This window comes from Pseudomonas sp. GW821-FHT09C09, from assembly GCF_059418105.1.
The window spans coordinates 16969-41768 of sequence record NZ_JBWKPF010000009.1 but is presented as its reverse complement, the minus strand read 5'-3'; the positions used below and the strand labels follow the sequence as shown (position 1 = coordinate 41768).

Genomic DNA, 24800 nt, shown 5'->3' with positions numbered 1-24800 from the left:
TTCGGGGGGAATGAGAACATAACCGAAGCGAACGTATTCCAAATTTGTTTAAAAACCCCGACCGGCCAACTGGACTGAACGCCAGACTGATCAATACTTGAACTGTCGGGCGACATCTCCCCCAAGTGTCGCGCCGGTAAAGGTACCAAGGGACCGCGTGCCTTTGTTTTACTCCTAATGGTCTTAACCCGGATTCACCCCCCAGAACCCGGGTTTTTTTTGCCTGCGATTCAGGCTTTTACGTGCGCCAGCGGAAACAGTCGCTTGAAGTTCTCGGTGGTCTGCTCGGCAAAGCGCTCGTAATTCTCGCCCCGCAGCATCGCCAGAAACTCTGCCACTTCCCGCACGTATTGCGGCAGGTTCGGCTTGCCGCGATACGGGATCGGCGCCAGGTACGGAGAATCGGTTTCCACCAGCAGACGATCGGCCGGCACCTTGCTTGCCACATCGCGCAGCGCATCGGCATTGCGGAAGGTGACGATACCCGACAGAGAGATGTAATAACCCATGTCCAGCGCTGCCTTGGCCATGTCCCAGTCTTCGGTGAAGCAATGCAGCACACCGGCCTGGGGCAGCGCGGCTTCGCGCAACAATTCAAGCGTGTCGGCACGGGCACCACGGGTGTGGATGATCACCGGTTTGCCGGTCTGTTGCGCGGCTTGCAGGTGCAGACGGAACGACTCCTGCTGCAACTCGGCGGCTTCCGGCTCGTAGTGGTAGTCCAGACCGGTTTCGCCGATCGCCACCACTTTCGGGTGATTGAGCTCATGCAGCAGCCAGTCCAGTGCCGGCGCCGCGCCCGGCTGCACATCCAGCGGATGCACGCCGACCGAACAATCGACATCGTCGTAACGCTCGGCCAGCGCTTTGACATCGGCCGCGTTGTCGGCACTGACGCCGATGCACAGGAAATGCCCTACGCCGCGTTGGCGGGCTGCATCCAGCGCGGCATCCAGGGAACCGTCGTGAGCGGCAAGGTCGAGGCGATCAAGGTGACAATGGGAATCTACGAGCATAAAAAGGACTGCAACTTACATCGTATGAGTGGGACGGTCGGACTTAAGGGCTCCGGCCAGATGAGTTTCGATGCGACTGCGCGCGGTGTTGTCGCCATCGTTGAATTGCACGCCGACGCCGGCAGCGCGATTGCCCTGGGCGCCTTTGGGGGTGATCCAGGCCACTTTGCCGGCCACCGGAATCTTCTCCGCCTCGTCCATCAGGTGCAGCAGCATGAACACCTCGTCGCCCAACTTGTAGCTCTTGTTGGTCGGGATGAACAAGCCACCGTTCCTGATGAACGGCATGTAAGCGGCGTAAAGGACAGACTTGTCCTTGATGGTCAGGGACAAGATGCCGTTGCGCGGCCCCGGGCTGACGGGTTCATTCATGTTGACCTCCACTGCTGATATTCAGAGTCTAGGTACACATTCTTATCTTTGGCCAGGCAGACTCGCCCATTGCACCAACAACGCTTCCAGCAGCAATGCCGCATTGAGGTTGGCCTTGCTCAGGACTTTCTGGCGCTGGGCGAGAATCCAGTCCTGGATATCGAGGACTTTGCCCTGGGCGCTTTTCTGCGCCAGGTACTGCACGACCTTGCGCATGTCGGTCAGACCGAGGCCCGCCTCATCCTGGGTCAATTGATAGCGCAGGATCAGGCTCGACCAGTCGCAGAACCAGTCGAACAGACGCAGCATCGGGATGTTTTTCCACTCCTCGGCCAGTTGCGTCGGCGATTGCTGCTGCTTGAGCAGCTTCTTCACGCCTTCGACCACCTGCGCCCGCTGTTCGCGCACGCCCTGCCCCTGCAACGTGACGGCTGCCAACGGCGAGCCAGCGGCCAGGGTCAACAGTTCGACCCGTTCGTCTTCGGAACATTCCGGCAATGCCTGAGCCAGCCATTGCAGGCTCATGGTCTCGCTCGGCAGCGGACAGGCCTGCTGCACGCAGCGGCTCTTGATCGTCGGCAACAAACGGCTCGGCTGGTGACTGACCAGCAACAGCACGGTATCGCCCGACGGCTCTTCAAGGCTCTTGAGCAAGGCGTTGGCGGCGTTGATGTTCATCGACTCCACCGGCTCGATCAGCACCACCTTGCGACCGCCCAGTTGCGCGGTCTGCACCACGAAACCGACCAGATCGCGCACCTGGTCGACCTTGATCGCCTTGTCCGCTTCTTCCGGTTCGAGGATGTAATTGTCCGGGTGGCTGCCGGCCCTGAGCAGCAGACAGGATTTGCACTCGCCGCAGGCTTCAGGCGTCGGACGCTGGCACAGCAGGCTGGCCATCAGCCGCTCGGCCAGCGCGCGTTTGCCGATCCCGGCCGGGCCGTGCAGCAGATACGCGTGGGCGTGCTGAGTGCGACCGGCCAGTTGCTGCCAGAGGCTGTCCTGCCACGGATAGGCCTCAGCCACGGCTCAGCTCCAGCAAGCGCGGAAGCAAGCCATCCAGCGATTGCTGGACCTGTGTCAGCGGCTGGCCGGCGTCGATCCGCACGTAACGCGCGGGATCCGCCTCGGCACGCTTGAGGAACGCACTGCGCACGGCCTCGAAAAACGCCCGGCCTTCCAGCTCGAAACGATCCAGTCGACCGCGAGCGCTGGCACGGGCCAGGCCGATTTCCACCGGCAGATCGAAAATCAGCGTCAGGTCAGGGCGCAGGTCGCCCTGAACGAAAGTTTCCAGCGCCGCGATACGCTCCAGCGACAAGCCACGACCACCGCCCTGATAGGCGTAAGTCGAATCGGTGAAACGGTCACACAGCACCACCGCGCCACGGGCCAGTGCCGGGCGAATGACTTCAGCCAGATGCTGGGCACGGGCGGCGAACACCAGCAGCAACTCGGTGTCCGGGTTCATCACTTCATCGACCGGGGCCAGCAACACTTCGCGAATGCGCTCGGCCAGCGGCGTACCGCCGGGCTCACGGGTCAGCACCACTTCGATACCGGCGGCGCGCAGGCGCTCGGCGAGGTATTCGCGGTTGGTGCTTTTGCCGGCGCCTTCCGGGCCTTCCAGGGTAATAAACAAGCCAGTCACAGGCAGTCCTTAATCAAAGTCATTGCGCGTTTTGCGGTGCGACCGCTTCGGTTTCCGGCGTCGGTGCGGGCTCCTGGGCAGGAACCGGCGGCAACGACTCGGGCGCAGTGTCGGGTGATGCGGCAGGAACGGCTTCGCCAGTTGCCGGAGCGGCTTCCGGCGTCGATGCCGGCGCCGGGCTCGAGCGGTAATCCGCGCGCCGCTTGAGCTGGAACTCACGCACCGCACTGTTGTGCGCATCAAGGTCATCGGAGAACACATGGCTGCCATCGCCCCGGGCAACAAAGTAGAGGCTGGTGCCTTCCACCGGGTTCAACGCAGCGTGAATCGCCTCGCGCCCGACCATCGCAATCGGCGTCGGCGGCAGCCCCGGAATCACATAAGTGTTGTACGGCGTGGCTTCCTTGAGATGCGCACGGGTCAACTTGCCGTTGTAGCGATCACCCAGGCCATAGATCACGGTCGGGTCGGTCTGCAGTTGCATGCCCAGCGCCATACGGCGCACGAACACGCCGGCAATCTGGCCACGTTCCTGGGGAACCCCGGTTTCCTTTTCCACCAGCGACGCCATGATCAGCGCCTGGTAAGGCTCGGTGTACGGCGCATCGGTGGAACGGCTTTCCCATTCCTTGGCCAATACTTCGTCGAGGCGATCGAACGCCTTTTTCAGCAGTTCGGTATCGGAGGCCCCGCGCACGAAACGGTAGGTATCGGGGAAGAATCGACCTTCGGGAAACACGCCCTTGTGGCCGATTTTGCTCATCACATCGCTGTCGCTCAGGCCGGTCAGGGTCTGCTCGATCTTTTCATCTTTCGCCAGTGCGGCGCGCACCTGATGGAAGTTCCAGCCCTCGACCAGGGTCAGGCTGTACTGAACCACTTCACCACGCTTCCACAGATCGATCAGGCCCTTGACGGTCATGCCCGGCTGCATGCGGTACTCGCCCGTGTGGATCGGGGTGCCGGACAGATTGAAGCGCCAGTAAATGCGTAGCCAGAATGCATCCTTGATCACGCCATCGGCTTCAAGGCCGAGAATAGTGCGGGTTGGCGTGGATCCCTTGGGCACATCCAGCAGTTCTTCCTGCGTAATGTTCAGGGGCTGTTCCAGTGCCGAATGAATCTTCCAGGCGCTGGCGCCCAGCAGCAGCCCTGCCAGAACCAGTCCGGTTTCCAGCAGCAGCAAAAGTTTACGTCTCACGAATCAGGCATCCAGTAGCGTGCGGGCAATGGTTTGCAGTTTACGGGTGAGCGGCCCAACCGGCCAGCTCAGTGCAGCGTACGCGCGTACCGGCCAGACGCCATACACGCTGTTGCAGACAAAGACTTCGTCAGCCCATTGCAGTTGATCAAGACTGATATCGGTGATTTGCGTAGGGACTCCCGAGGATGCTGCCTGAAACAATAGTTCGGCACGCATGACACCGGCCACGCCGCAGCGTTTCAGATCCGCCGTGACCAGCACGCCATCGCGCACCAGAAACAGGTTGCTGAACACCCCTTCGATCACTCGGCCCGCCTGGTCGAGCATCAAGCCTTCGGCGTGCTCGCTGTCCTGCCATTCGGCGCGGGCGAGAACCTGTTCCAGACGATTGAGGTGCTTGAGGCCTGCCAGCAAGGGCTGGATGGACAAACGCGTCGTACACGGAAACAGGCGGACGCCTTGCTCACTGTGGACGGCAGGATAAGCCGCTGGAGGATTGCCTTGCAGAATGCGTCGGCCCTGCGCGGAAGGATCCGGTGCATAACCGCGCAGACCGTCGCCGCGGGTGAGGATGAGCTTGAGCACGCCCTCGCCCATGGCCGCTGCATAGGCTTGCAGCTCGCTACGGATCAGCTCGATATCGGCCGCGATGGCCAGGCGTGAACAGCCCTCGGCCAGTCGCGCCACGTGACGCTCCAGCAGCAAAGGCTGGCCGCCACGTACGGCGATGGTCTCGAACAGACCGTCGCCGTAAGCCAGGCCGCGATCTTTCAGCGACAGAGCGTCAGCCGGTTGACCGTCGACCCAGCAGTCCATCAGCCGGCAAACCGGCGGAACGCCAACGTGCCGTTGGTGCCGCCAAACCCGAACGAGTTGGACAACACGACATCGATGTCCATGTTGCGCGCGGTGTGTGGCACGAAGTCGAGATCGCAGCCTTCGTCCGGCTCATCAAGGTTGATGGTCGGCGGCGCCACCTGACTGTTGATCGCCAGCACGCTGAAGATCGCCTCGACCGCCCCCGCTGCACCCAACAGGTGACCGGTCATGGACTTGGTGGAGCTGACCGCCAGTTTGTAGGCGTGATCACCGAACACCGACTTGATCGCGTTGGCTTCGGCAAGGTCGCCGGCCGGGGTCGAAGTGCCGTGGGCGTTGATGTATTGCACTTGATCGACGTTGATCTTCGCGTCGCGCAGCGCATTGGTGATGCAACGTGCAGCACCGGCGCCATCGGCGGGTGGCGAGGTCATGTGGAACGCGTCGCCGCTGGTACCGAAACCGATCAGTTCGGCGTAGATGGTCGCGCCACGGGCCTTGGCGTGTTCGAGTTCTTCAAGCACCAGCGCACCGGCACCGTCGGACAGTACGAAACCGTCACGGCCCTTGTCCCATGGTCGGCTGGCGCGGGTCGGTTCGTCGTTGCGGGTCGACAGTGCGCGGGAAGCGCCGAAGCCGCCCATGCCCAGACCGCACGCAGCCATTTCGGCACCGCCGGCAATCATCACGTCGGCTTCGTCGTACATGATGTTGCGGGCCGCCATGCCGATGCAGTGCGTACCGGTGGTACATGCTGTGGCGATGGCGTAGTTGGGCCCCTGTGCACCCAGGTGGATGGACAGGAAACCGGAAATCATATTGATGATCGAGCCAGGCACAAAGAACGGAGAAATCCGGCGCGGGCCGGTCTCGTGCAGGGTGCGGCTGGTTTCTTCGATGTTGGTCAGACCGCCGATACCCGAACCCATGGCCACGCCAATGCGCTCACGGTTGGCATCGGTGACTTCCAGGCCGGCATTGCGTACAGCTTGAAAGCCGGCCGCCAGACCGTACTGAATGAACAGGTCGAGCTTGCGCGCTTCCTTGACCGACAGGTATTCCTCGACATTGAAGCCCTTTACCGAGCCGCCAAAGCGGGTGGAATAGGCAGAAAGGTCGGTGTGTTCGATCAGACCAATGCCACTGCGGCCAGCCAGAATGCCCTGCCAACTGCTCGGCACATCCGTGCCCAGTGGCGACAACATACCCATACCGGTGACTACGACGCGTCTACGCGACACAGCACTCTCCTTTTTCAAATGACGACTTTGCATCAGGCCTAAAGAAAAAACCGCACGCCATGATGGCAGTGCGGTTTTTCCATGACAGCAAGCAACGATTACAAACTATTACGCCTGGTGGCTAGTAACGTAGTCGATTGCAGCTTGTACAGTAGTGATCTTCTCAGCTTCTTCGTCAGGGATTTCGGTCTCGAATTCCTCTTCCAGAGCCATCACCAGCTCAACGGTGTCAAGGGAGTCGGCACCCAGGTCTTCTACGAAGGAAGCGGTGTTTACCACTTCTTCTTCTTTAACACCCAGTTGCTCGGCAACGATTTTCTTGACGCGCTCTTCGATGGTGCTCATACCTTGTTTTCACTCCTAATGGACAAATTCAGGCAGCTGGCCAGTGGGTAAGTGTATAGAAAGACTTTTCAGCTTTTCAACTGAAAGCTTCACTCCTCAAACCCTGCGGCCCTCTGCCTATAAATAGATTGCAGCTTTATAACGGATTTTAGACAGCTCGTATGACATTTTTTTGAAGCAATCCGTCACATTTGAATTACATGTACATCCCGCCGTTAACCGGGATTGTAGCCCCGGTCACGTATGCCGCACCGTCGGATGCAAGAAAAGCGACCACGGACGCGATCTCTTGAGCTTGTCCCAGACGGCCCAGCGGAATCTGCGTCTGCAAGGCTTCACGCTGTGCTTCAGGCAGCTCGCGCGTCATATCGGTGTCGATGAACCCTGGGGTTACCGAGTTGACCGTAATCGAACGCGAACCGACTTCACGCGCCATGGCACGGCTGAAACCTTCCAGACCGGCCTTGGCGGCTGCATAGTTTACTTGGCCAGCGTTGCCCATGGCACCCACCACCGAGCCAATACTGATAATTCGACCCCAACGCGCCTTGGTCATGCCGCGCAGAACGCCCTTGGACAGGCGATACAGACTGTTCAGGTTGGTATCGATCACGTCGTACCACTCGTCGTCTTTCATGCGCATCATCAGGTTATCGCGGGTGATGCCGGCATTGTTGACCAGGATCGCTACCGGAGCACCGAATTGCTCCTGGATGCTCGCCAGCACTGCGGTGACCGATTCGTCACTGGTGACGTTCAGCTCGAAACCTGCACCCTGAATGCCATTCTCTTTCAGGGTCGCAGCAATGCGCTCGGCGCCCGAAGCGGAGGTCGCGGTGCCGACAACGATGGCGCCCTGACGACCCAGTTCCAGTGCGATAGCCTGGCCGATACCACGGCTTGCGCCGGTGACCAGTGCAACTTTACCTTGCAGACTCATGCAAGCTTCTCCTGATTCAGACAGCCGCTGCGCGAGCAGCAGCGAAAGCGTCTGGGGTATTGAGGTTGGAAGTCGATACGCCTTCGGCGCAACGTTTGTTCAGACCGGCCAGCACTTTGCCAGGGCCGCATTCGACCAGACTGGTCGCGCCTTTCGCTGCCAGAGTCTGTACGGACTCGACCCAGCGAACCGGCTTGTAGAGTTGTTCCAGCAGATCACGCTTGAGGGTTTCCAGATCCGCCGGCACCTGAGCGCTGACGTTCTGCACCACAGGGATCTGCGGCGCCTGCCAGTCGATGGCGGCGATGGATTCAGCGAAACGCTCGGCAGCCGGGCGCATCAGTTCGCAGTGCGACGGCACGCTGACCGGCAGCGGCATGGCACGCTTGGCGCCACGAGCCTTGCAGCCTTCGATGGCGCGCTCAACGGCAGCCTTGGCACCAGCGATCACCACCTGGCCCGGGGAGTTGAAGTTCACTGCGCTGACCACTTCGCCTTGCGCCGCTTCGGCACAGGCCGCCAGCACATCGGCGTCTTCCAGACCGAGGATGGCAGCCATGCCGCCCTGCCCCGCCGGAACGGCTTCCTGCATCAGCTGGCCACGGCGCTCGACGAGTTTTACCGCGTCCGCCAGGCTCAGGCTGCCGGCAGCAACCAGCGCGCTGTATTCACCCAGGCTGTGACCGGCAACAAATGCCGGGCGCGCACCACCTTCAGCCAGCCACAGACGCCACAGGGCGATCGAAGCGGTCAGAATGGCCGGTTGGGTTTTATCGGTTTGATTGAGCAGCTCTTCCGGACCCTGCTGGGTCAGCGCCCACAGGTCGTAGCCCAGAGCATCGGATGCTTCTTTGAAAGTTTCGAGGATCAGCGGATGTTGCGCGCCCAGCTCGGCCAGCATGCCGAGGGACTGCGAACCCTGTCCTGGAAAGACGAATGCGAGGGAAGCAGACATGTAACAAGCCCCTAATGATCTTGTCGTCGGAAAAATGGCATCCCGCTAGAGGGACGCAAGAAACTGACAGTTGGATGGCCCTTTGAACCGGGCGGTCACATTTAAGCATTGTCCGACGAAAACGCCTAAGACAACAAATCCTCCAGACGGCCGTGCAGGCGCTCGGGAAGATTCTCCTGAATCTCGATCAGCGCTCGCTGAATGGCACTCTGAAACCCCTGAACTCCAGCCGAACCGTGACTTTTCACGACAATTCCCTGCAAGCCGAGAAAGCTTGCGCCGTTGTGTCGCGCCGGCGCCAGATCAGCCTGCAGACGCTTCATCAATGGCAACGCCAAGGCACCCACGGCGCGCGAAGCGAAGTTTTTCTTGAACAAGGCCTCGATACGCGCGGCAATCATCGTCGCCAGGCCCTCGCTTGATTTGAGCAGGATATTGCCGACGAAACCGTCGCAAACCACTACATCCGCCTCACCGCGATACAAACCGTCGCCTTCAATGAAACCGATGTAATTGATGCCTCTGGCGGCCTGCAACAAAGTCGCAGCGAGCTTGACCTGCTGATTGCCCTTGATGTCCTCGGTACCGATGTTCAGCAACGCGACGCGCGGACGGGCAATGCCCAGCGTTTGCGCGGCCACGGACCCCATCACCGCGAACTGCAACAAGTGCTCGGCACTGCAATCAACGTTGGCGCCCAGATCGAGCAACTGACAGTAGCCCTTCTGCGTAGGAATCGCGCCAACCATGGCCGGACGATCAATCCCCGGCAGGGTCTTGAGCACAAATCGCGACAGCGCCATCAACGCACCGGTATTACCGGCGCTGACACAGGCCTGAACCTTGCCATCACGCAGCAATTCGAGAGCGACACGCATCGACGAATCCGGCTTGCCACGCAAAGCCTGAGCTGGTTTTTCGTCCATGGTGATGACTTCGGACGCCGGAACAATCGTCAGGCGCGCGCGATCGGCAGCCGATTGGCCGGTGATCAGCTCTTCAAGAAGGGAGGGTTGACCGACAAGGGTCAGATGCAGCGAGGGCGTAGCAGAAAGGCAAGCAAGGCTGGCCTGAACAATGCTGCGGGGACCGAAGTCCCCGCCCATTGCGTCAATCGCGATGACTTGAGCAGACAAGTGATTACTCGTCAGCGCCCTTGTCGATCACTTTACGGCCACGGTATACGCCTTCTGGCGATACGTGGTGACGCAGGTGAACTTCACCGGTGGTTTTTTCTACAGACAGGGTGCTAGCCTCGAGAGCGTCGTGCGAACGGCGCATGTCACGGGCAGAGCGGGATTTTTTGTTCTGCTGAACAGCCATAATTGATTAACTCCTAAACGTTTGGGTCACGCTTTAACTGCGCCAATACACTGAACGGGTTGGACCGCGTTACCTCGTCCTCGCTCGGTTCGGGCTCATCTGCTCCCGCCGGCTGCTGGCATTCTTCCGGATGATGAGCAGGCACAATGGGCAAGGCGAGCAGAAGCTCCTCCTCGATCAGTGACTGCAGATCCAAAGGATCTTCGCCCAGTTCCAGCACGTCATAACCTTTCGGTAACGACTGGGTATTCGCACCCTCCTTCACTACAGCGTAACTGCATTCGCTGTGGATCGGCAGGGTGACCAGCTCAAGACAACGCTGGCAAACCATTTTGACTTCGGTGTCGATAAAACTGTGGATCACCACAGATTTACGTTCATCTCGTTCAAAAACTAATTTGGCCTGCACCGTACCGACATCGTCGGAAAGCGGGTCGCAGAGTCTCTTCAAATCGGCCAGCAGCAGTTCACCTTGAAGGGTGGTGCCACGGTCAGCCAATTTGCGCGGGTCAACGTGAGGTGGAATCGGGTCATTCAACATAGGCGCAGCATTATAGGGATGCACCCACCCATGTCAAAGGAAATTGTGCCCTGTCCGTCACTTGCAAGCCTCCGCTAGAATCTGCAGCCTGCCTCTGGAGACGCGAATGCTGCCTTTATTACTCGCTTCAAGCTCGACCTATCGTCGGGAATTGCTCAGCCGCCTGCGCCTGCCGTTCGTCTGCAGCTCGCCGGATATCGATGAAAGCCATCGCCCGGACGAGTCGGCCATCGAACTGGTCAAACGCCTCGCCGAACAGAAAGCCCGCGCCCTGGCCCACGAACATCTCGACCACCTGATCATCGGCTCCGATCAGGTTGCGGTACTCGGCGAGCGCATCATCGGCAAGCCGCACACCTTCGAAAACGCCCGCGATCAACTGATGGCCGCCAGCGGCGCCAGCGTGACCTTCCTCACCGGCCTGGCCCTGCTCAACAGCCAGACCGGCCACTGCCAGGTCGACTGCGTGCCCTTCACCGTGCACATGCGCGTACTGGATCAGGCCCGCGTCGAGCGCTACCTGCACGCCGAGCAACCCTACGACTGCGCCGGCAGCTTCAAGGCCGAAGGACTGGGCGTGAGCCTGTTTCAATCAACCGAAGGCCCGGACGCCACCAGCCTGATCGGCCTGCCGCTGATTCGCCTGATCGACATGCTGCTGGTCGAAGGCGTACAGATTCCCTGACCCACAAAAAACCGGCCACGAAGGCCGGTTTTTTTATGCATCAAGCGGTCAGCGCAACGATGGCCCGTGGAAACCCATCCACATTGCCAACTGCTCAGCCACACTGGCGCCCAGTTTTTTCGAGAAGCGGTCGAACGGCGATTCCTGAACGGTAAAGTCCACCAGTTCCTTTTCGCCAATCACGTCACGCGCCACCGAACTGGCATTGCCCAGACCATCGATCAACCCCAGCGGCAGCGCCTGCTCGCCGGACCAGACCAGTCCGGAGAACAGCTCAGGATGCTCCTTGTCCTTCAGGCGATCGCCACGCCCTTGCTTGACGCTGTTGATGAACTGCTTGTGCGTGGTATCCAGCACACTTTGCCAGAACGCGGTTTCTTCCGGCTTCTGCGGCTGGAACGGGTCAAGGAACGACTTGTGCTCGCCAGAGGTGTAAGTGCGACGCTCGACGCCCAGCTTCTCCATGGTGCCGACAAAGCCGTAACCGGCCGCTGTCACACCAATAGAACCGACCAGGCTCGCCTTGTCGGCATAGATCTGATCCGCCGCACTGGCGATGTAATAGGCCCCGGACGCACCGAGGTCGGAAATCACCGCATACACCTTGGTATCCGGATGCAGGCCGCGCAGGCGCTTGATCTCGTCATACACATAACCTGACTGCACCGGACTGCCACCCGGGCTGTTGATGCGCAGGATCACGCCCTTGACCTTCTTGTCTTCGAACGCGGCGCGCAGACTGCCGACGATATTGTCGGCGCTGGCCGGCTCTTTATCGGCAATCATGCCGGTGATATCGATCAGCGCCGTGTAATTCGAGCTGCGGGTGGCGCTCTTTTCCATGTCCATCAAAGGCGTGAACAGGAGCAGCGCGACAAACAGATAAACAAACGTCAGCAGCTTGAAGAAGATCCCCCAACGCCTGGAACGGCGCTGCTCTTGCACACTGGCCAGCAGCGTCTTTTCCAGCAGCTTCCAGCTTTTCGCATCACCGTCGTCGGCAGTTGCCTTGGCCGGTGCTTTCCATTCGTCGGTCATGCCATCCACCCCAGCAAAAACGTATTAAGCCCGCTGCGCCAGCCAGGCGTGCAATTCAGAAAACCGGTCAATCGACAGTCGTGGTTCAAACTGCTGCAGCGACTCGATCGATTGCGCGCCATAACTGACCGCCACCGAATCCATCCCCGCGTTACGCGCCATCAACAGATCGAAGGACGAATCGCCGACCATCAGCGCCTGTGCGGCACGCACACCACAATGCGCAAGGATCTGCTCCAGCATCAGAGGGTGCGGTTTGCTGGCAGTTTCATCGGCAGCACGGGTGATATCGAAATAATCTTCCCAGCCATTGGCTTTCAGCACCCGATCCAGCCCGCGACGATTCTTGCCGGTCGCGACCGCCAGGTGATAACCCTGCTCGCGAAAGGACGCCATCGACTCGACTACACCTTCGAACAACGGCGAAGGCACGGCTTCCGCGGCGATGTAGTGATCGGCGTAATACTCGCGGAACAAGGTCATTTCGGCATCGCTGATTTCCGGATACAGCGTGCGGATCGCCTCGGGCAAGCCCAGACCGATGATGCCCTTCACGGCAAAATCATCGCGCAGCTCGAAACCGGAACGCCCGGATGCCGAGTGCATTGCCTCGACAATCCGATGAATGGAATCGGCCAGCGTGCCGTCCCAATCGAAAATCAGCAGTTTGTAATCAGATGGGCGCACTCAATCGCTCCACAGTCTTGGCCCACATTTCATCGACCGGGGCCTGCAACTTGAGTTCACCGCCATCAGGCAGCGGCACGGTCAGCATGTAGGCGTGCAGGAACAGGCGCTTGCCGCCCAGATCACGGATTTCCTTGCTGAAATTGTCATCGCCGTATTTGGTGTCACCCGCAATGCAGTGCCCGGCGTGCAACGTGTGAACGCGGATCTGGTGCGTGCGACCGGTGATCGGCTTGGCTTCGATCAGAGTGGCAAAATCGCCGAAGCGACGCAGGACCTTGAACACGGTCACCGACTCCTTGCCCTCCTCCTCGTCGACCTCGACCATGCGCTCACCGGAGCGCAGATTGCTCTTGCCGAGCGCCGCACGGACTTGCTTGATCGAGGTCGCCCAGTTGCCGCGAACCAGCGCCATGTAGCGCTTGTCGACACCATCACCGCGCAACGCGGCATGCAAGTGACGCAACATGCTGCGCTTCTTGGCGATCATCAGCAGGCCGGAGGTATCACGGTCGAGACGGTGAACCAGCTCGAGCTCCTTGGCATCGGGACGCAACTGACGAAAGGCTTCGATCACGCCGTAATTCAAGCCGCTGCCACCGTGAACCGCAATGCCGGCGGGCTTGTTGATCACGATCAGGGCTTTGTCTTCGTAGACAATCGAGGCTTCCAGGCGCTGCAACAGGCCTTGGGCCAAAGGCACCGGCTCGTCACGCTCAGGCACGCGAACCGGCGGCACGCGCACGATATCGCCGGCCTGCAGCTTGTATTCGGGCTTGATCCGACCTTTGTTAACCCGCACTTCGCCTTTGCGCAAAATGCGGTAAATCAAGGTCTTGGGCACGCCTTTGAGCCGGGCGAGAAGAAAATTGTCGATTCGTTGGCCGGCATATTCCGGCGAGACCTCAAGCAATTGAACGCCTGGAGTCGAAGGGGCAGTAGTCGTCATGCCGCGGATGATAACAATTTTTATGGAATTGAAGCACTTAATCATTGCTGCTATAGTCGCGAACGCCGCCAAAAGCGGCCTGGACAGCGGAACCACGGTCAAAAACCGGCCCTGACCAACGCAATTCACCAGGACGCGAGGCCGTCCTACGGGGCTTTCGCTACGTAACGGTGGAGTTTGCAGCTGTAACAAGCGCAGGTGACATGAGGCCTGAATCACGCCGCAAAGCAGAGTTCTGACTCGCCACGCGAGCCATATTCACGGCCAGTTCACAAAGTGCAGTCAGCCGCGGATGACCCCGAGCGAAAGCGCCGGAAACACCGCCTGAATTAGCCATGATGCGTGACCTCCCCTTTCGGAGCTCACGGTAAATGCCAACCCGCTGCGGATTCTGCGCGCGGCAGCACCCGAATTATCAGGGATACGTGTAGGGTGGAGATGCACAACCGCTGGACTGTGTAGCAACAGGCTTTCTCAAGACGCTTCATCTCGTCCACAGCCACGGTTGATTCCTCCTCCTGACTGAGTGCTTAAGTAGCCACAGCAAGCAGGACGCGTACGTCGCGATAACGGCCCAATTGGCCGGACATCGCTGGACACGGGAATGGCCAACCACTCCCGACGCACCTGACACCGACCGTGAGAAGTCGTGTGTGCCGAACGCCGTTTCCGGCAGCCCGGAAACCGACGGTACTACATGAAAAGAATGCTGATTAACGCAACTCAACCCGAAGAGTTGCGTGTTGCACTGGTAGATGGCCAGCGCCTCTACGACCTGGACATCGAATCCGGTGCACGCGAGCAGAAAAAGGCCAACATCTATAAAGGCCGTATCACTCGCATCGAACCAAGCCTTGAGGCTGCCTTTGTCGATTTCGGCTCCGAGCGCCACGGCTTCCTGCCCCTCAAAGAAATCTCCCGCGAATACTTCAAGAAAGCCCCTGAAGGCCGCGTCAACATCAAGGACGTCCTGAGCGAAGGCCAGGAAGTCATCGTTCAGGTCGAAAAAGAAGAACGTGGCAACAAGGGCGCAGCCCTGACCACCTTCATCAGCCTGGCCGGTCGTTACCTCGTTCTGATGCCGAACAACCCGCGTGCCGGCGGCATCTCCCGTCGCATCGAAGGCGAAGAGCGCAACGAACTGCGTGAAGCCCTGAACGGTCTGGTCGCTCCGGCCGACATGGGTCTGATCGTGCGCACTGCAGGCCTGGGCCGCAGCAGCGAAGAAATGCAGTGGGACCTCGATTACCTGCTGCAACTCTGGACCGCGATCAAGGAAGCCTCGCTGGATCGTTCCGCGCCATTCCTGATCTACCAGGAAAGCAACGTCATCATCCGCGCCATCCGCGACTACCTGCGCCAGGACATCGGCGAAGTGCTGATCGACAGCGTTGAAGCCCAGGACGAAGCCCTGACCTTCATCCGCCAGGTGATGCCGCAGTACGCCAGCAAGATCAAGCTGTACGAAGACAGCGTTCCGCTGTTCAACCGCTTCCAGATCGAAAGCCAGATCGAGACCGCTTTCCAGCGCGTCGTCGAACTGCCTTCCGGCGGCTCCATCGTCATCGATCCGACCGAAGCCCTGGTGTCCATCGACATCAACTCGGCGCGCGCCACCAAAGGCAGCGACATCGAAGAAACCGCCCTGCAGACCAACCTTGAAGCGGCCGAAGAAATCGCCCGTCAGTTGCGCCTGCGCGACATCGGCGGCCTGATCGTCATCGACTTCATCGACATGACCCCTGCCAAGAACCAGCGCGCCGTGGAAGAGAAAGTCCGCGAATGCCTGGAAGCCGACCGCGCCCGTGTACAGATCGGCCGCATCTCGCGCTTCGGCCTGCTGGAAATGTCCCGTCAGCGCCTGCGTCCTTCGCTCGGCGAAAGCAGCGGCATCGTCTGCCCGCGCTGCAGCGGCACCGGCATCATCCGTGACGTCGAATCGCTGTCCCTGGCGATCCTGCGCCTGATCGAAGAAGAAGCCCTGAAAGACCGCACCGCCGAAGTTCGCGCGCAAGTGCCGATCCCGGTGGCCGCGTTCCTGCTCAACGAAAAACGCAACTCGATCACCAAGATCGAACTGCGCACCCGCGCCCGCATCGTCATCCTGCCGAACGACCACCTCGAAACCCCGCATTTCGAAGTTCAGCGTCTGCGTGACGACAGCCCGGAAGCCGCGACCAACCAGTCCAGCTACGAAATCGCTGCCGCTGCCGCCGAAGTCGAAGACGTCCAGCCAGCCGCCGCCACCCGCACCCTGGTTCGCCAGGAAGCCGCGGTCAAGACCGCTCCGGCCCGCGCCAACGCTCCGGTTCCGACCGAGGTTGCCGCTCCGGCTCCAGCCCCTGCCCCGGTTGCCGCGCCAGAACCAAGCCTGTTCAAAGGCCTGGTGAAGTCGCTGGTCAGCCTGTTCGCCACCAAGGAAGAGCCAGTTGCTCCGGTTGTGGTTGAAAAACCAGCCACCGAGCGTCCGGCCCGTAACGAAGAACGTCGCAACGGTCGTCAGCAGAGCCGCAACCGTAACGGTCGCCGCGATGAAGAACGCAAGCCGCGCGAAGAACGTGCTCCACGTGAAGAACGCGCACCGCGTGAGCCACGTGAAGAGCGTCAGCCTCGTGAAGCCCGCGAACTGCGCGAGCCACGCGAGTCCCGTGACGAAGCACCGGCAGCCCGCGAAGAACGTGCACCACGCGCCCCTCGTGAAGAACGTGCACCACGTGCTCCACGTGAAGATCGCAAGCCGCGTGGCGAGCGTGAAGAACGCGTACGCGAACTGCGTGAACCTCTGGATGCTGCGCCAGCCGCCGCTGCCGCTGTTGCTGCCACCGCTGAAGAGCGCCCGGCTCGTCAGCCGCGTGAAGAGCGTGCACCACGTCCACCACGTGAAGAGCGTCAACCGCGTGCCGAACAAGCCGCTGCTGCCGTAGCCGAAGAAGAAGTGAACACCAACGAAGAGCAACTGCCGGAAGACGGTTCGGAGAACGCCGAAGGCGATCGTCCACGCCGCCGCTCCCGTGGTCAGCGTCGTCGCAGCAACCGTCGCGAGCGTCAGCGTGATGCCAACGGCAACGTGATCGAAGGTTCGGAAGAATCCGCCGAGAACGCTGAAACCGCCGAGCCGAGCACTGCCGATCTGGCTGCCGGCCTGGCCGTTACTGCCGCTGTTGCCAGCACCGTGATCAGCGCTCCGGCCGAAGCCCAGGCCCACGAACAAGCTGAACGCGCTACCGCTGCAACGCTGGAAACCGCTCCAGTTGAAGCGCCGGTTGTTGAAGCCACCACTGCGGTAGACGTGGTTGCCGTTCCGGAAGTCGAAGTGGCGCCGGTTCGCGAAGCTCAGCCTCAGGTTGAAGTCGCTGCCGAACCTGCTTTCGTCGCCCAGGCGCCTGTTGCAGTGGCAGAGCCGGTTGTCGAAACCGTCGCTGAAACCGTGACCGAAACCGTGCGTGAAGTTCGCGAAGAACAGACCGCTTTCAACTGGGTCGCCGAGCCGGTTGTCGCTGAAACACCAGCGCCAGTGGTTGAAGCGCCTGTCGTGGAAGAAGCCAAGGCTGCCGAGCCAGTGGTTGTTGCTGAACCGGCACCGGTCGTTGAAGCTCCGGTCGTAGAAGCGCCAGTTGTGGCCGAAGCACCAGCCCCTGTGATTGAAGCGGCTCCAGTCAGCGCCCTGACGCCAAGTGGCCGTGCACCGAACGACCCGCGTGAAGTGCGTCGTCGCAAGCGTGAAGAAGAGCGTCTGCAGAAGGAAGCCGAACTGGCTGCCGCTGCCGCCGCTGCTCCAGCCGTTGCCGAAGTGCTCGAGGCAGCCCCTGCCCCGGTCGCTGAAGAAGCTGCCGTAGAAGTGATTGCCGAAGCACCGCGCTCCGTACAGGAAGCGGTCGAGCACCACGAACAGGCCCAGGAAAAAGAACACGAGCCTAAACCTCTCGTCTGATTCCGAGCGCCAATGAAAAGCCCCGCCTGGTGATCCAGGCGGGGCTTTTTTATGCCTCGCGGTTTGTATCAGACCTGCGGAAAAACCAGTGCCTGCGGCACATCGATATCCCACAGCACGCCAGGATCATCCACGGCAACCTCGACCACCCGCCCCTGCTTGAACAAAGGTCTGGCCCCGCGATCACCGGACAATGCCATCAGTCCACGCCCAAACGAGCGACCAAATCCGACCGGATGCCCAAACTCGCCACCCTGCACCGGAACACTGACCGCATCGTCGGCAATCGCCGCCACGACCCGCTCAATACTCGACGGCAGGATGAACGGCATATCACCCAGCACAATCAGCCAGCCATCGGCATCCGGGCAAGCCGCCACACCCGCCGCGATGCTGTCGCCCATCCCCGTAGACTCGATCGAAACAATGTCACAGCCATAAGCCTGCGCCATCCGCATCGCCTGTGGCCGTGCTTCGGTCGTCACCAGTACTCGCTTGTCGAGACTCGTCGGCAGATTCACCAGCGTCTGCTCGATCACCGAGCGCACGGCTCCGTCGCGCCCTGTGCAATCGGCCAGCAACTTGTCCTTGTCGGCACCCGCCACTTCGCGAAAGCGGCTGCCCTCGCCTGCCGCCAGCACAATCACTCCGATGGATCGACTCATGCGCGCTCTGCCTTCTTCTGCTTCAACTCGACACCATTCTTGATCGCGACGATTTCCGCCAGCAACGACAACGCGATTTCCGCCGGGGAATGACTGCCGATCGGCAGACCGATCGGCCCGTGCAATCGAGCGATGGCCGCTTGCGACAAGCCTAGCTCAGCCAGGTATTCCCGGCGTTTGAGGCTGTTGACGCGCGAGCCCAGGGCGCCGACGTAAAACGCCCTGGAATCCAGCGCCGTCAGCAGCGCCATGTCGTCCAGACGCGGATCGTGCGTCAGGGCAACGATGGCGGTGCGCTCGTCGGTCTGAATGCTCAGCACCGCCTCATCCGGCATGCCGGGAACAAAGCGGCCATGCTGCTCTTCCCAGTCATACACGAACTCGGTGCGGGGATCGCAGATCAGCACTTCGAAATCCAGCAATCGCGCCATCTCGGCCACATAACGCGACAACTGACCGGCACCGATCAGCAGCAGGCGCCAACGCGGGCCGTAGATGGCACGCAAGGTCTTGCCGTCAAAAACCAATGCATCCGTTTTGCTGGCCGGCGAAAGAATCACTTCACCGCTTTCGAGGTTCAGTTCACGAGCAACGATTTCATGAGCCTCACAACGCGCCAGCAATTCGGCGACCCACGCTGGATCGCCGACTCGTTCTTCGGTGAGGCGCAAAGTGCCGCCGCACGGCAGGCCGAACCGCGCCGCCTCCTCCCGGGTCACGCCATAGGTGATCAACTGCACTGGCGGCCCGTCGGCGGGAATCCGCCCGTCATGCAACCGGGCGATCAGATCGTCCTCGACGCAACCGCCGGACACCGAACCAATCACCACGCCATCTTCGCGCAACGCGAGCATCGCGCCGGGTGCCCGGGGCGCAGTGCCCCAGGTCTGCACGACCGTGAACAACACCACCCGCTGCCCGGCGCGGCGCCATTCAAGCACGCTGCGCAGGACATTGAGATCGGCGCTGTCCATCACGCTTGCGCCTTCTGCCAGCCCTGCAACTGGTAACGCACCGGCAGGCTGCGGATGCGCTGGCCGGTCGCGGCGAAGATCGCATTGCACAGTGCCGGCGCAATCGGCGGCACACCCGGCTCACCGACACCGCCCAACGGCACCTCGCCCGGCGGCGTCACCAGATGCACCGCGACTTCCTTCGGCGCCATCGACATGCGCGCCACTTCATACATATGGAAGTTGTCCTGCTGCACCTTGCCGTCCTTGAAGCTGATTTCACCCCACACGGCATTGCCCAGGCCCATCACACAGGCGCCTTCGAACTGCGAACGGATTCGCTCCGGGTTGATTTGCGGCCCGCAATCCACGGCGATATCGGCCTTGTGCACGATCAGCGTGCCGTCGCCCTTGACCTCGACTTCGATCACCGCCGCCACATAGGTCACGAAGCTGTAATGCACTGCCAATCCGAGACCACGGCCCTTGGGCAACTTCCGCCCCCAACCGGCAGCCTTGGCCGCGGTTTCCAGCACGGTGCGCATGCGCCCGGTGTCGATCGGATAACGCTCCGGGGATTCACCGTAGTTCCACTCTTCGCTGAGCGTGCGCGGGTCGATCTGCCGATCCGGCCCGAGCAGTTTGATCTGGTACTTGAGCGGGTCTTCCTTGGCCTTGTGCGCGAGTTCGTCGACAAAGCTCTGGATCGCAAAACCATGGGGAATGTTCGACACCGAGCGATACCAGCCGACCCGCGTATGGACGGTGGCCTCGGGGTTTTCCAGGCGTACGTTGGGAATCGCGTAAGCCATATTGGTGAAGCCCATGCCCAGCTCGAACGCAGCTTCGTGATTCATGTTGGGCGCAAAGAGCGCGGTGATGCTCGGCGCCACCGTGCGATGCAGCCAGGCGGACGGCAAACCGTCCTTGCCCACGCCGGCCTTGAGGTATTCGGCCGACACCGTATGGAAATACGAATTGTGGATGTCGTCTTCCCGCGTCCACTGGACCCGCACTGCCTTGCCGGGAAACTCCTTGGCCAGAATGGCAGCTTCGACAACGAAGTCCGGCTTGGACTTGCGGCCGAAACCACCGCCGAGCAGGGTCACGTTGAAGGTCACGTTATCGAACGGCAGACCGAGGCGTTCGGCGATCCGCTCACGGGTGACCTGGGGCGCCTGACTTGGCGCCCAGGCTTCACACACGCCCTCTTCATAGCGAGCGATGGCCACCATCGGCTCCATCGGCGCCTGTGCCAGATGCGGCAAGTAGTAAGAAGCTTCCAGGGTGCCGGCAGCGCTGCCGATAGCCTTTTCGATGTCGCCGGTGTTGCGCACGACCTTGCCCGGTTTCAGCGAAGCGGCTTCCAGCTCCTTGCGATAGGCGATCGAGTCGTAACTGGCGTTCGGGCCATCGTCCCACTCGATCTTCAGCGCCTCGCGGCCCTTGAGCGCCGCCCAGGTATTGCTGGCGACTACGGCCACGCCACCCAATGGCTGGAATTCCGAAGGCAACGGCCGCGGTTCGATTTGCATGACTTTCAGCACACCCGGCACTTTCAGCGCGGCGCTGTCGTCCACTGACTTGACCTTGCCGCCGTACACCGCAGGGCGGGCGATCACGGCGTACAGCATGCCGTCGAAATGCACGTCCGCCCCGTACACGGCTCGACCGTTGACGATGTCTTCGCCGTCGATGGCCTTCGTCCCTTCCTTGCCGATGTAGCGGAATTCCGACGGCTGCTTGAGCCGCAGACTGTCACGGCCCGGAACCGGCAATGCACTGGCGGCAGCGGCCAGTTCGCCATAACCCAGCTCGCGCCCGGACGGTGTGTGGATGACTTTATGCAGTTGCGCGCGGCATTCGCCGACCGGAACCTTCCACTGCGCGGCAGCGGCCTGCTCCAGCATGGTCCGGGCAGCGGCGCCGCAACGACGCATCGGCTCGTACCAGTGACGCATGCTACGGGAGCCGTCGGTGTCCTGGTTGCCGAAACGCACTTCATCGCCCGGCGCCTGTTGCACTTTGACGTGGGCCCAATCGGCTTCCAGCTCATCGGCGACCACCATGGTCAGGCTGGTGCGCACGCCCTGGCCCATTTCCGAACGGTTGCAGACCACGGTCACCGTGCCATCGGCGGCGATGCTGACGTAGACCTTCGGATCGTCGATCCAGCCATTGGGCATGCCATCGGCGCCGAATTTCTTCGGTTTGTCTTCGGCCAATGCATCCTGCCACCCCCAACTGGCGGCCAACACCAGCGCACCTGTCGCGCCGACACCCTTGAGGAAACCCCGGCGACTCAGGTTGCTCAGGGCAAAATCGTTCGGCAAGCGGCTCATGCCTTGGCCTCCTTCAGGTGAGTGGAGGCCTGGCGGATGGCGGTCTTGATCCGGTTGTAGGTACCGCAGCGGCAAATGTTGCCGACCATCGCCTCTTCGATCTGCTCGTCGCTCGGGTTCGGGTTGGTCTTGAGCAACGCGGTGGCGGACATGATCTGCCCACCCTGACAGAAACCGCACTGGGCTACAGCAGTGTCGAGCCAGGCTTGCTGGACGATCTGGCCAATCGGGTCGGCGTGCAGATTATCGATGGTCGTTACATTCTGCCCGGCCACCGAACCGATCGGCGTGATGCAACTGCGCGCCGGCGAACCGTCGATATGAATGGTGCAGGCGCCGCACAGGCCCATGCCGCAGCCGAACTTGGTACCGTTGTAACCGGCGACGTCACGGATCGCCCACAACAGGGGCATGTCCTCGGTGACATCGAGTGGATGGTCTTGGCCATTGAGTTTCAGGGTAATCATGGGCACGCCCGCATATTCATGGAGGTTATGGGGTCGAGCAATCTGCCGCCGGAAATCAGCGGTGGGTTCACGCAGATCGACTCAGGCTAATGAGGCTCTCTTGTGCCGACGAAAACGTCTGCACCGGGCCTTTGGTGGAGCAAAGGGGTTTATCGTTAGCTGGCTAAGTTAACCCGGGATTAACAAAAAAGCCCTGCACTTTTTAAATAGTGCAGGGCTTTGGATTGCGCCTTGAAAGCGTAGCCTCAATAACGGTTGGGCTCCATTTCCAGCTCGACATTGAAACGTTCTGCAATGTCTTTCTGGATACGTTGCGCCAGATCGAGCAGTTGCAGCCCGGTAGCTGAGCCGTAATTGACCAGCACCAGCGCCTGCAATTTATGCACGCCGGCATCGGCCTCACGAAAGCCCTTCCAGCCTGCCCGCTCGATCAACCAGCCCGCCGCCAGCTTCATCTGCCCGTCCGGTTGCGCGTAGGCCACCAGATCCGGATGCTGCGCCTTGATCTGCGCAACTACCGCCGCCGACACCAGCGGGTTCTTGAAGAAACTGCCAGCATTGCCCAGCACCGCCGGGTCCGGCAGTTTCTCGCTGCGGATGCTGCAAATGGCGCGGCTGACGTCCGTCGGCGTCGGCTGCTCGATGCCCTGCTCGGTCAGGCGCTGACGCACCGGACCGTATTCCAGATGCAGATGGGCGACTCGACTCAATGCGAAGCACACCCGCAGGATCAACCAGCGACCCGGCTGCTGTTTGAACACGCTGTCACGGTACGCGAAGTTGCACTCTTCCAGACTGAAGTCGCGCAGCTCGCCGGTCTGACGATCCAGCGCCGTCAGGCCGGCGAACACGTCCTTGATCTCGACACCGTAGGCACCGATGTTCTGCATCGGTGCGGCGCCGACGGTGCCGGGGATCAGGCTGAGGTTTTCCAGCCCGGAAAAACCCAGCGCCAGCGTATGCTGTACAAACGGGTGCCACGGCTCGCCGGCTTCAGCCTCGATCACCACGCGATTACCATCGTCGCTGATGACACGAATGCCACGGCTGGCCATGCGCAGCACCAGTGCCGGGATGTCCGCCGTCAGCAGCAGATTGCTGCCGCCGCCGATCACCAGCAACGGCACATCGTGGGCGGTCGCATAAGTCAGGGCTTCGCGCACATCGGCGTCGCTGTGGGCTTCGGCAAACAGTTGCGCGCGGACGTCCACGCCAAAGGTGTTGAACGGTTTCAGGGAAACCTGAGGGTGTACCTGCAAACTCATAACCGGCCCTTCACTTCAATCAGCAACCGGTCGCAGGCGCGCTCGATCAGATCCAGCACCTGCTCGAAACCCTGATCGCCGTCGTAATACGGATCCGGCACCTCATCGACTTCGCCTTCATAGCGGCGCAGGAACAAGTCCAGCTCAGCCTTGCCGGTGGATGGCTGCAACGCCTTGAGGTTGCGCAGGTTGCTGTTGTCCATGGCGAGGATCAGGTCGTAACTGGCGAAATCGGCGCGGCTGACCTGCTGGGCGCGTTGCGCCGACAGGTCATAACCACGCAGTTTGGCTGCGGCCTGACTGCGTTTGTCCGGCGGATTGCCGACGTGCCAGTCACCGGTGCCGGCGGAAGCCACTTCGACCTGAGCGTCCAGGCCGGCCTCACGCAGCTTGGCGCGCATCACGCCTTCGGCAGTGGGCGAGCGGCAGATGTTGCCCAGGCACACGAACAGAACGCGCATCAGGCCTCCAGCAGGCGACGGACGCGCTCGAGGTCTTCGGCGGTGTCGACTCCGGTTGGCGGCGCGATCAACGCGTCAGCCACGTGAATCCGCACGCCATGCCACAGGGCACGCAGCTGCTCGAGGGATTCGGTGTTTTCCAGCCAGCACGGGCCCCAGCTCACGAAATCCTGGAGGAAGCCTGCACGATAGGCATAGATGCCAATGTGGCGGCGATACGGCACGCCTTCCGGTAGCACATCGCGGCTCTTGGCGAACGCGTCGCGGGCCCATGGCAACGTCGCACGACTGAAGGTCAGCGCCAGACCGTTGAGGTCGCTGACAACCTTGACCACGTTCGGGTTGAACAGGGTTTCCACGTCCTCGATCGGCTCGGCCAGGGTGGCCATGCGCGCTTCGGTGTGGGCCGCAAGATTGGCGGCGACCTGATCGATCACGCTTGGCGGGATCAGCGGTTCGTCACCCTGGACGTTGACCACGATGGCATCCGGCTCCAGGCCCAGCTTCGCAGCCACTTCGGCCAGGCGATCGGTGCCGGAGTTGTGATCTTCACGGGTCAGCACCACTTCGGCGCCGAAAGCCTTGCAGGCCTCGACGATACGCGCATCGTCGGTGGCCACGACCACACGGCTGGCGCTGCTTTTGCTCGCTTGTTCCCAGACGTGCTGGATCATCGGCTTGCCGGCGATATCCAGCAGCGGCTTGCCCGGCAGACGGGTCGAGGCGTAGCGCGACGGGATGACAACGGTGAAGGCTGTGGTCATTTATCCAGACGCTCGTCGGTGGTCAGGGTGCGGGCTTCGCTTTCCAGCATCACCGGGATGCCGTCACGGATCGGGTACGCCAGGCCGGCGCCCTTGCTGATCAGTTCGGTCTTGTCGGCGCTGAGCTTGAGCGGGCCTTTGCAGACCGGGCAGGCGAGGATGTCGAGCAATTTGGTGTCCATGAAC

The 24800-nt window shown here is 61.1% G+C and carries 26 protein-coding genes; 2 read left to right on the top strand and 24 right to left on the bottom strand.

Annotation, left to right across the window (positions count from 1 at the left end; genetic code table 11):
• Nucleotides 1–230: 230 nt before the first annotated feature.
• From AC07NR_RS24875 to AC07NR_RS24815, 13 genes are all read right to left on the bottom strand, one after another.
• Nucleotides 231–1016, bottom strand: a complete 786-nt coding sequence (locus tag AC07NR_RS24875) for a TatD family hydrolase (protein ID WP_085710924.1) — start codon at nucleotides 1014–1016, stop codon at nucleotides 231–233.
• A gap of 15 nt (nucleotides 1017–1031) precedes the next feature.
• Nucleotides 1032–1388 carry a PilZ domain-containing protein gene (locus tag AC07NR_RS24870; RefSeq protein WP_085710925.1) on the bottom strand — a complete coding sequence of 119 codons (357 nt, stop codon included), beginning with the start codon at nucleotides 1386–1388 and terminating at the stop codon, nucleotides 1032–1034.
• A gap of 42 nt (nucleotides 1389–1430) precedes the next feature.
• Nucleotides 1431–2414, bottom strand: coding sequence for a DNA polymerase III subunit delta' (locus tag AC07NR_RS24865; RefSeq protein ID WP_423204095.1), 984 nt, complete (start codon nucleotides 2412–2414; stop codon nucleotides 1431–1433).
• A complete protein-coding gene (gene tmk, locus AC07NR_RS24860) occupies nucleotides 2407–3039 on the bottom strand; it encodes a dTMP kinase (RefSeq protein WP_408986873.1) in 633 nt (210 codons plus the stop codon). Before tmk ends, AC07NR_RS24865 begins: the two co-directional genes overlap by 8 nt.
• A 19-nt stretch (nucleotides 3040–3058) precedes the next feature.
• Nucleotides 3059–4240, bottom strand: coding sequence for an endolytic transglycosylase MltG (gene mltG, locus AC07NR_RS24855; RefSeq protein ID WP_423204096.1), 1182 nt, complete (start codon nucleotides 4238–4240; stop codon nucleotides 3059–3061).
• A 3-nt stretch (nucleotides 4241–4243) separates the two neighbouring features.
• Nucleotides 4244–5059 carry an aminodeoxychorismate lyase gene (pabC, locus tag AC07NR_RS24850; protein ID WP_495079686.1) on the bottom strand — a complete coding sequence of 272 codons (816 nt, stop codon included), beginning with the start codon at nucleotides 5057–5059 and terminating at the stop codon, nucleotides 4244–4246.
• Nucleotides 5059–6303 carry a beta-ketoacyl-ACP synthase II gene (fabF, locus tag AC07NR_RS24845; RefSeq protein ID WP_007908259.1) on the bottom strand — a complete coding sequence of 415 codons (1245 nt, stop codon included), beginning with the start codon at nucleotides 6301–6303 and terminating at the stop codon, nucleotides 5059–5061. Before fabF ends, pabC begins: the two co-directional genes overlap by 1 nt.
• A 108-nt stretch (nucleotides 6304–6411) precedes the next feature.
• On the bottom strand, nucleotides 6412–6648 hold the full coding sequence (gene acpP / locus AC07NR_RS24840) for an acyl carrier protein (protein WP_003175607.1): 237 nt from the start codon (nucleotides 6646–6648) through the stop codon (nucleotides 6412–6414).
• A 196-nt stretch (nucleotides 6649–6844) separates the two neighbouring features.
• Nucleotides 6845–7588: a 3-oxoacyl-ACP reductase FabG gene (fabG, locus tag AC07NR_RS24835; RefSeq protein ID WP_085710930.1), complete on the bottom strand. Its 744-nt coding sequence runs from the start codon at nucleotides 7586–7588 to the stop codon at nucleotides 6845–6847.
• Nucleotides 7589–7604: 16 nt separating this feature from the next.
• Entirely contained in the window at nucleotides 7605–8543 is a 939-nt protein-coding gene (gene fabD / locus AC07NR_RS24830) for an ACP S-malonyltransferase (protein ID WP_236189959.1), read from the bottom strand.
• A gap of 125 nt (nucleotides 8544–8668) precedes the next feature.
• The gene (gene plsX / locus AC07NR_RS24825; RefSeq protein WP_495079685.1) at nucleotides 8669–9679 is read right to left on the bottom strand and encodes a phosphate acyltransferase PlsX; all 1011 of its coding nucleotides are present in this window, start codon (nucleotides 9677–9679) and stop codon (nucleotides 8669–8671) included.
• Nucleotides 9680–9683: 4 nt separating this feature from the next.
• Entirely contained in the window at nucleotides 9684–9866 is a 183-nt protein-coding gene (gene rpmF / locus AC07NR_RS24820; RefSeq protein ID WP_003179396.1) for a 50S ribosomal protein L32, read from the bottom strand.
• Nucleotides 9867–9879: 13 nt separating this feature from the next.
• Nucleotides 9880–10407: a YceD family protein gene (locus AC07NR_RS24815; RefSeq protein ID WP_085710932.1), complete on the bottom strand. Its 528-nt coding sequence runs from the start codon at nucleotides 10405–10407 to the stop codon at nucleotides 9880–9882.
• A gap of 106 nt (nucleotides 10408–10513) precedes the next feature.
• Between AC07NR_RS24815 and AC07NR_RS24810 the strand changes: the two genes are divergently transcribed.
• On the top strand, nucleotides 10514–11092 hold the full coding sequence (locus AC07NR_RS24810; protein WP_495079684.1) for a Maf family protein: 579 nt from the start codon (nucleotides 10514–10516) through the stop codon (nucleotides 11090–11092).
• Nucleotides 11093–11140: 48 nt separating this feature from the next.
• Here AC07NR_RS24810 and sppA read toward each other — a convergent pair whose 3' ends face one another.
• The 3 genes from sppA to rluC are packed head-to-tail and all read right to left on the bottom strand — an operon-like array spanning nucleotide 11141 to nucleotide 13766.
• Nucleotides 11141–12130, bottom strand: a complete 990-nt coding sequence (gene sppA, locus AC07NR_RS24805; protein WP_114884748.1) for a signal peptide peptidase SppA — start codon at nucleotides 12128–12130, stop codon at nucleotides 11141–11143.
• Nucleotides 12131–12154: 24 nt separating this feature from the next.
• A complete protein-coding gene (locus AC07NR_RS24800) occupies nucleotides 12155–12817 on the bottom strand; it encodes an HAD-IA family hydrolase (RefSeq protein WP_248740119.1) in 663 nt (220 codons plus the stop codon).
• Nucleotides 12804–13766, bottom strand: coding sequence for a 23S rRNA pseudouridine(955/2504/2580) synthase RluC (gene rluC / locus AC07NR_RS24795; protein ID WP_011335441.1), 963 nt, complete (start codon nucleotides 13764–13766; stop codon nucleotides 12804–12806). The genes AC07NR_RS24800 and rluC overlap by 14 nt, the downstream gene beginning before the upstream one ends.
• Nucleotides 13767–14463: 697 nt before the next feature.
• Here rluC and rne point away from each other — a divergent pair.
• Nucleotides 14464–17697 (top strand): ribonuclease E, encoded by a 3234-nt coding sequence (gene rne, locus AC07NR_RS24790; protein WP_495079683.1) that lies wholly within the window; start codon nucleotides 14464–14466, stop codon nucleotides 17695–17697.
• A 68-nt stretch (nucleotides 17698–17765) separates the two neighbouring features.
• Here the strand turns inward: rne and AC07NR_RS24785 are convergent, their stop codons facing one another.
• The 8 genes from AC07NR_RS24785 to AC07NR_RS24750 form a co-directional block, all read right to left on the bottom strand.
• Nucleotides 17766–18362, bottom strand: a complete 597-nt coding sequence (locus AC07NR_RS24785) for a nucleotidyltransferase family protein (RefSeq protein WP_495079682.1) — start codon at nucleotides 18360–18362, stop codon at nucleotides 17766–17768.
• Nucleotides 18359–19336: an XdhC family protein gene (locus AC07NR_RS24780; RefSeq protein WP_192552186.1), complete on the bottom strand. Its 978-nt coding sequence runs from the start codon at nucleotides 19334–19336 to the stop codon at nucleotides 18359–18361. The genes AC07NR_RS24785 and AC07NR_RS24780 overlap by 4 nt, the downstream gene beginning before the upstream one ends.
• Nucleotides 19336–21657 (bottom strand): xanthine dehydrogenase family protein molybdopterin-binding subunit, encoded by a 2322-nt coding sequence (locus tag AC07NR_RS24775; RefSeq protein ID WP_495079681.1) that lies wholly within the window; start codon nucleotides 21655–21657, stop codon nucleotides 19336–19338. Before AC07NR_RS24775 ends, AC07NR_RS24780 begins: the two co-directional genes overlap by 1 nt.
• Nucleotides 21654–22124 (bottom strand): (2Fe-2S)-binding protein, encoded by a 471-nt coding sequence (locus tag AC07NR_RS24770; protein ID WP_096820949.1) that lies wholly within the window; start codon nucleotides 22122–22124, stop codon nucleotides 21654–21656. Before AC07NR_RS24770 ends, AC07NR_RS24775 begins: the two co-directional genes overlap by 4 nt.
• Nucleotides 22125–22369: 245 nt before the next feature.
• Nucleotides 22370–23389: a UDP-N-acetylmuramate dehydrogenase gene (gene murB / locus AC07NR_RS24765; RefSeq protein ID WP_495079680.1), complete on the bottom strand. Its 1020-nt coding sequence runs from the start codon at nucleotides 23387–23389 to the stop codon at nucleotides 22370–22372.
• Nucleotides 23386–23850, bottom strand: a complete 465-nt coding sequence (locus tag AC07NR_RS24760) for a low molecular weight protein-tyrosine-phosphatase (RefSeq protein ID WP_085710942.1) — start codon at nucleotides 23848–23850, stop codon at nucleotides 23386–23388. Before AC07NR_RS24760 ends, murB begins: the two co-directional genes overlap by 4 nt.
• The gene (kdsB, locus tag AC07NR_RS24755; RefSeq protein ID WP_064383500.1) at nucleotides 23850–24614 is read right to left on the bottom strand and encodes a 3-deoxy-manno-octulosonate cytidylyltransferase; all 765 of its coding nucleotides are present in this window, start codon (nucleotides 24612–24614) and stop codon (nucleotides 23850–23852) included. Before kdsB ends, AC07NR_RS24760 begins: the two co-directional genes overlap by 1 nt.
• Entirely contained in the window at nucleotides 24611–24796 is a 186-nt protein-coding gene (locus AC07NR_RS24750) for a Trm112 family protein (RefSeq protein ID WP_003179363.1), read from the bottom strand. Before AC07NR_RS24750 ends, kdsB begins: the two co-directional genes overlap by 4 nt.
• Between the last annotated feature and the right edge of the window lie 4 nt (nucleotides 24797–24800).

What these genes read in the sequence shown, in the direction of transcription:
- AC07NR_RS24875 (WP_085710924.1), bottom strand. Translation starts at nt 1,016, where the DNA reads ATGCTCGTAGATTCCCATTGTCACCTTGATCGCCTCGACCTTGCCGCT.
- AC07NR_RS24870 (WP_085710925.1), bottom strand. Translation starts at nt 1,388, where the DNA reads ATGAATGAACCCGTCAGCCCGGGGCCGCGCAACGGCATCTTGTCCCTG.
- pabC (WP_495079686.1), bottom strand. Translation starts at nt 5,059, where the DNA reads ATGGACTGCTGGGTCGACGGTCAACCGGCTGACGCTCTGTCGCTGAAA.
- acpP (WP_003175607.1), bottom strand. Translation starts at nt 6,648, where the DNA reads ATGAGCACCATCGAAGAGCGCGTCAAGAAAATCGTTGCCGAGCAACTG.
- fabG (WP_085710930.1), bottom strand. Translation starts at nt 7,588, where the DNA reads ATGAGTCTGCAAGGTAAAGTTGCACTGGTCACCGGCGCAAGCCGTGGT.
- fabD (WP_236189959.1), bottom strand. Translation starts at nt 8,543, where the DNA reads ATGTCTGCTTCCCTCGCATTCGTCTTTCCAGGACAGGGTTCGCAGTCC.
- rpmF (WP_003179396.1), bottom strand. Translation starts at nt 9,866, where the DNA reads ATGGCTGTTCAGCAGAACAAAAAATCCCGCTCTGCCCGTGACATGCGC.
- AC07NR_RS24815 (WP_085710932.1), bottom strand. Translation starts at nt 10,407, where the DNA reads ATGTTGAATGACCCGATTCCACCTCACGTTGACCCGCGCAAATTGGCT.
- AC07NR_RS24810 (WP_495079684.1), top strand. Translation starts at nt 10,514, where the DNA reads ATGCTGCCTTTATTACTCGCTTCAAGCTCGACCTATCGTCGGGAATTG.
- sppA (WP_114884748.1), bottom strand. Translation starts at nt 12,130, where the DNA reads ATGACCGACGAATGGAAAGCACCGGCCAAGGCAACTGCCGACGACGGT.
- rluC (WP_011335441.1), bottom strand. Translation starts at nt 13,766, where the DNA reads ATGACGACTACTGCCCCTTCGACTCCAGGCGTTCAATTGCTTGAGGTC.
- rne (WP_495079683.1), top strand. Translation starts at nt 14,464, where the DNA reads ATGAAAAGAATGCTGATTAACGCAACTCAACCCGAAGAGTTGCGTGTT.
- AC07NR_RS24785 (WP_495079682.1), bottom strand. Translation starts at nt 18,362, where the DNA reads ATGAGTCGATCCATCGGAGTGATTGTGCTGGCGGCAGGCGAGGGCAGC.
- AC07NR_RS24780 (WP_192552186.1), bottom strand. Translation starts at nt 19,336, where the DNA reads ATGGACAGCGCCGATCTCAATGTCCTGCGCAGCGTGCTTGAATGGCGC.
- AC07NR_RS24775 (WP_495079681.1), bottom strand. Translation starts at nt 21,657, where the DNA reads ATGAGCCGCTTGCCGAACGATTTTGCCCTGAGCAACCTGAGTCGCCGG.
- AC07NR_RS24770 (WP_096820949.1), bottom strand. Translation starts at nt 22,124, where the DNA reads ATGATTACCCTGAAACTCAATGGCCAAGACCATCCACTCGATGTCACC.
- murB (WP_495079680.1), bottom strand. Translation starts at nt 23,389, where the DNA reads ATGAGTTTGCAGGTACACCCTCAGGTTTCCCTGAAACCGTTCAACACC.
- AC07NR_RS24760 (WP_085710942.1), bottom strand. Translation starts at nt 23,850, where the DNA reads ATGCGCGTTCTGTTCGTGTGCCTGGGCAACATCTGCCGCTCGCCCACT.
- kdsB (WP_064383500.1), bottom strand. Translation starts at nt 24,614, where the DNA reads ATGACCACAGCCTTCACCGTTGTCATCCCGTCGCGCTACGCCTCGACC.
- AC07NR_RS24750 (WP_003179363.1), bottom strand. Translation starts at nt 24,796, where the DNA reads ATGGACACCAAATTGCTCGACATCCTCGCCTGCCCGGTCTGCAAAGGC.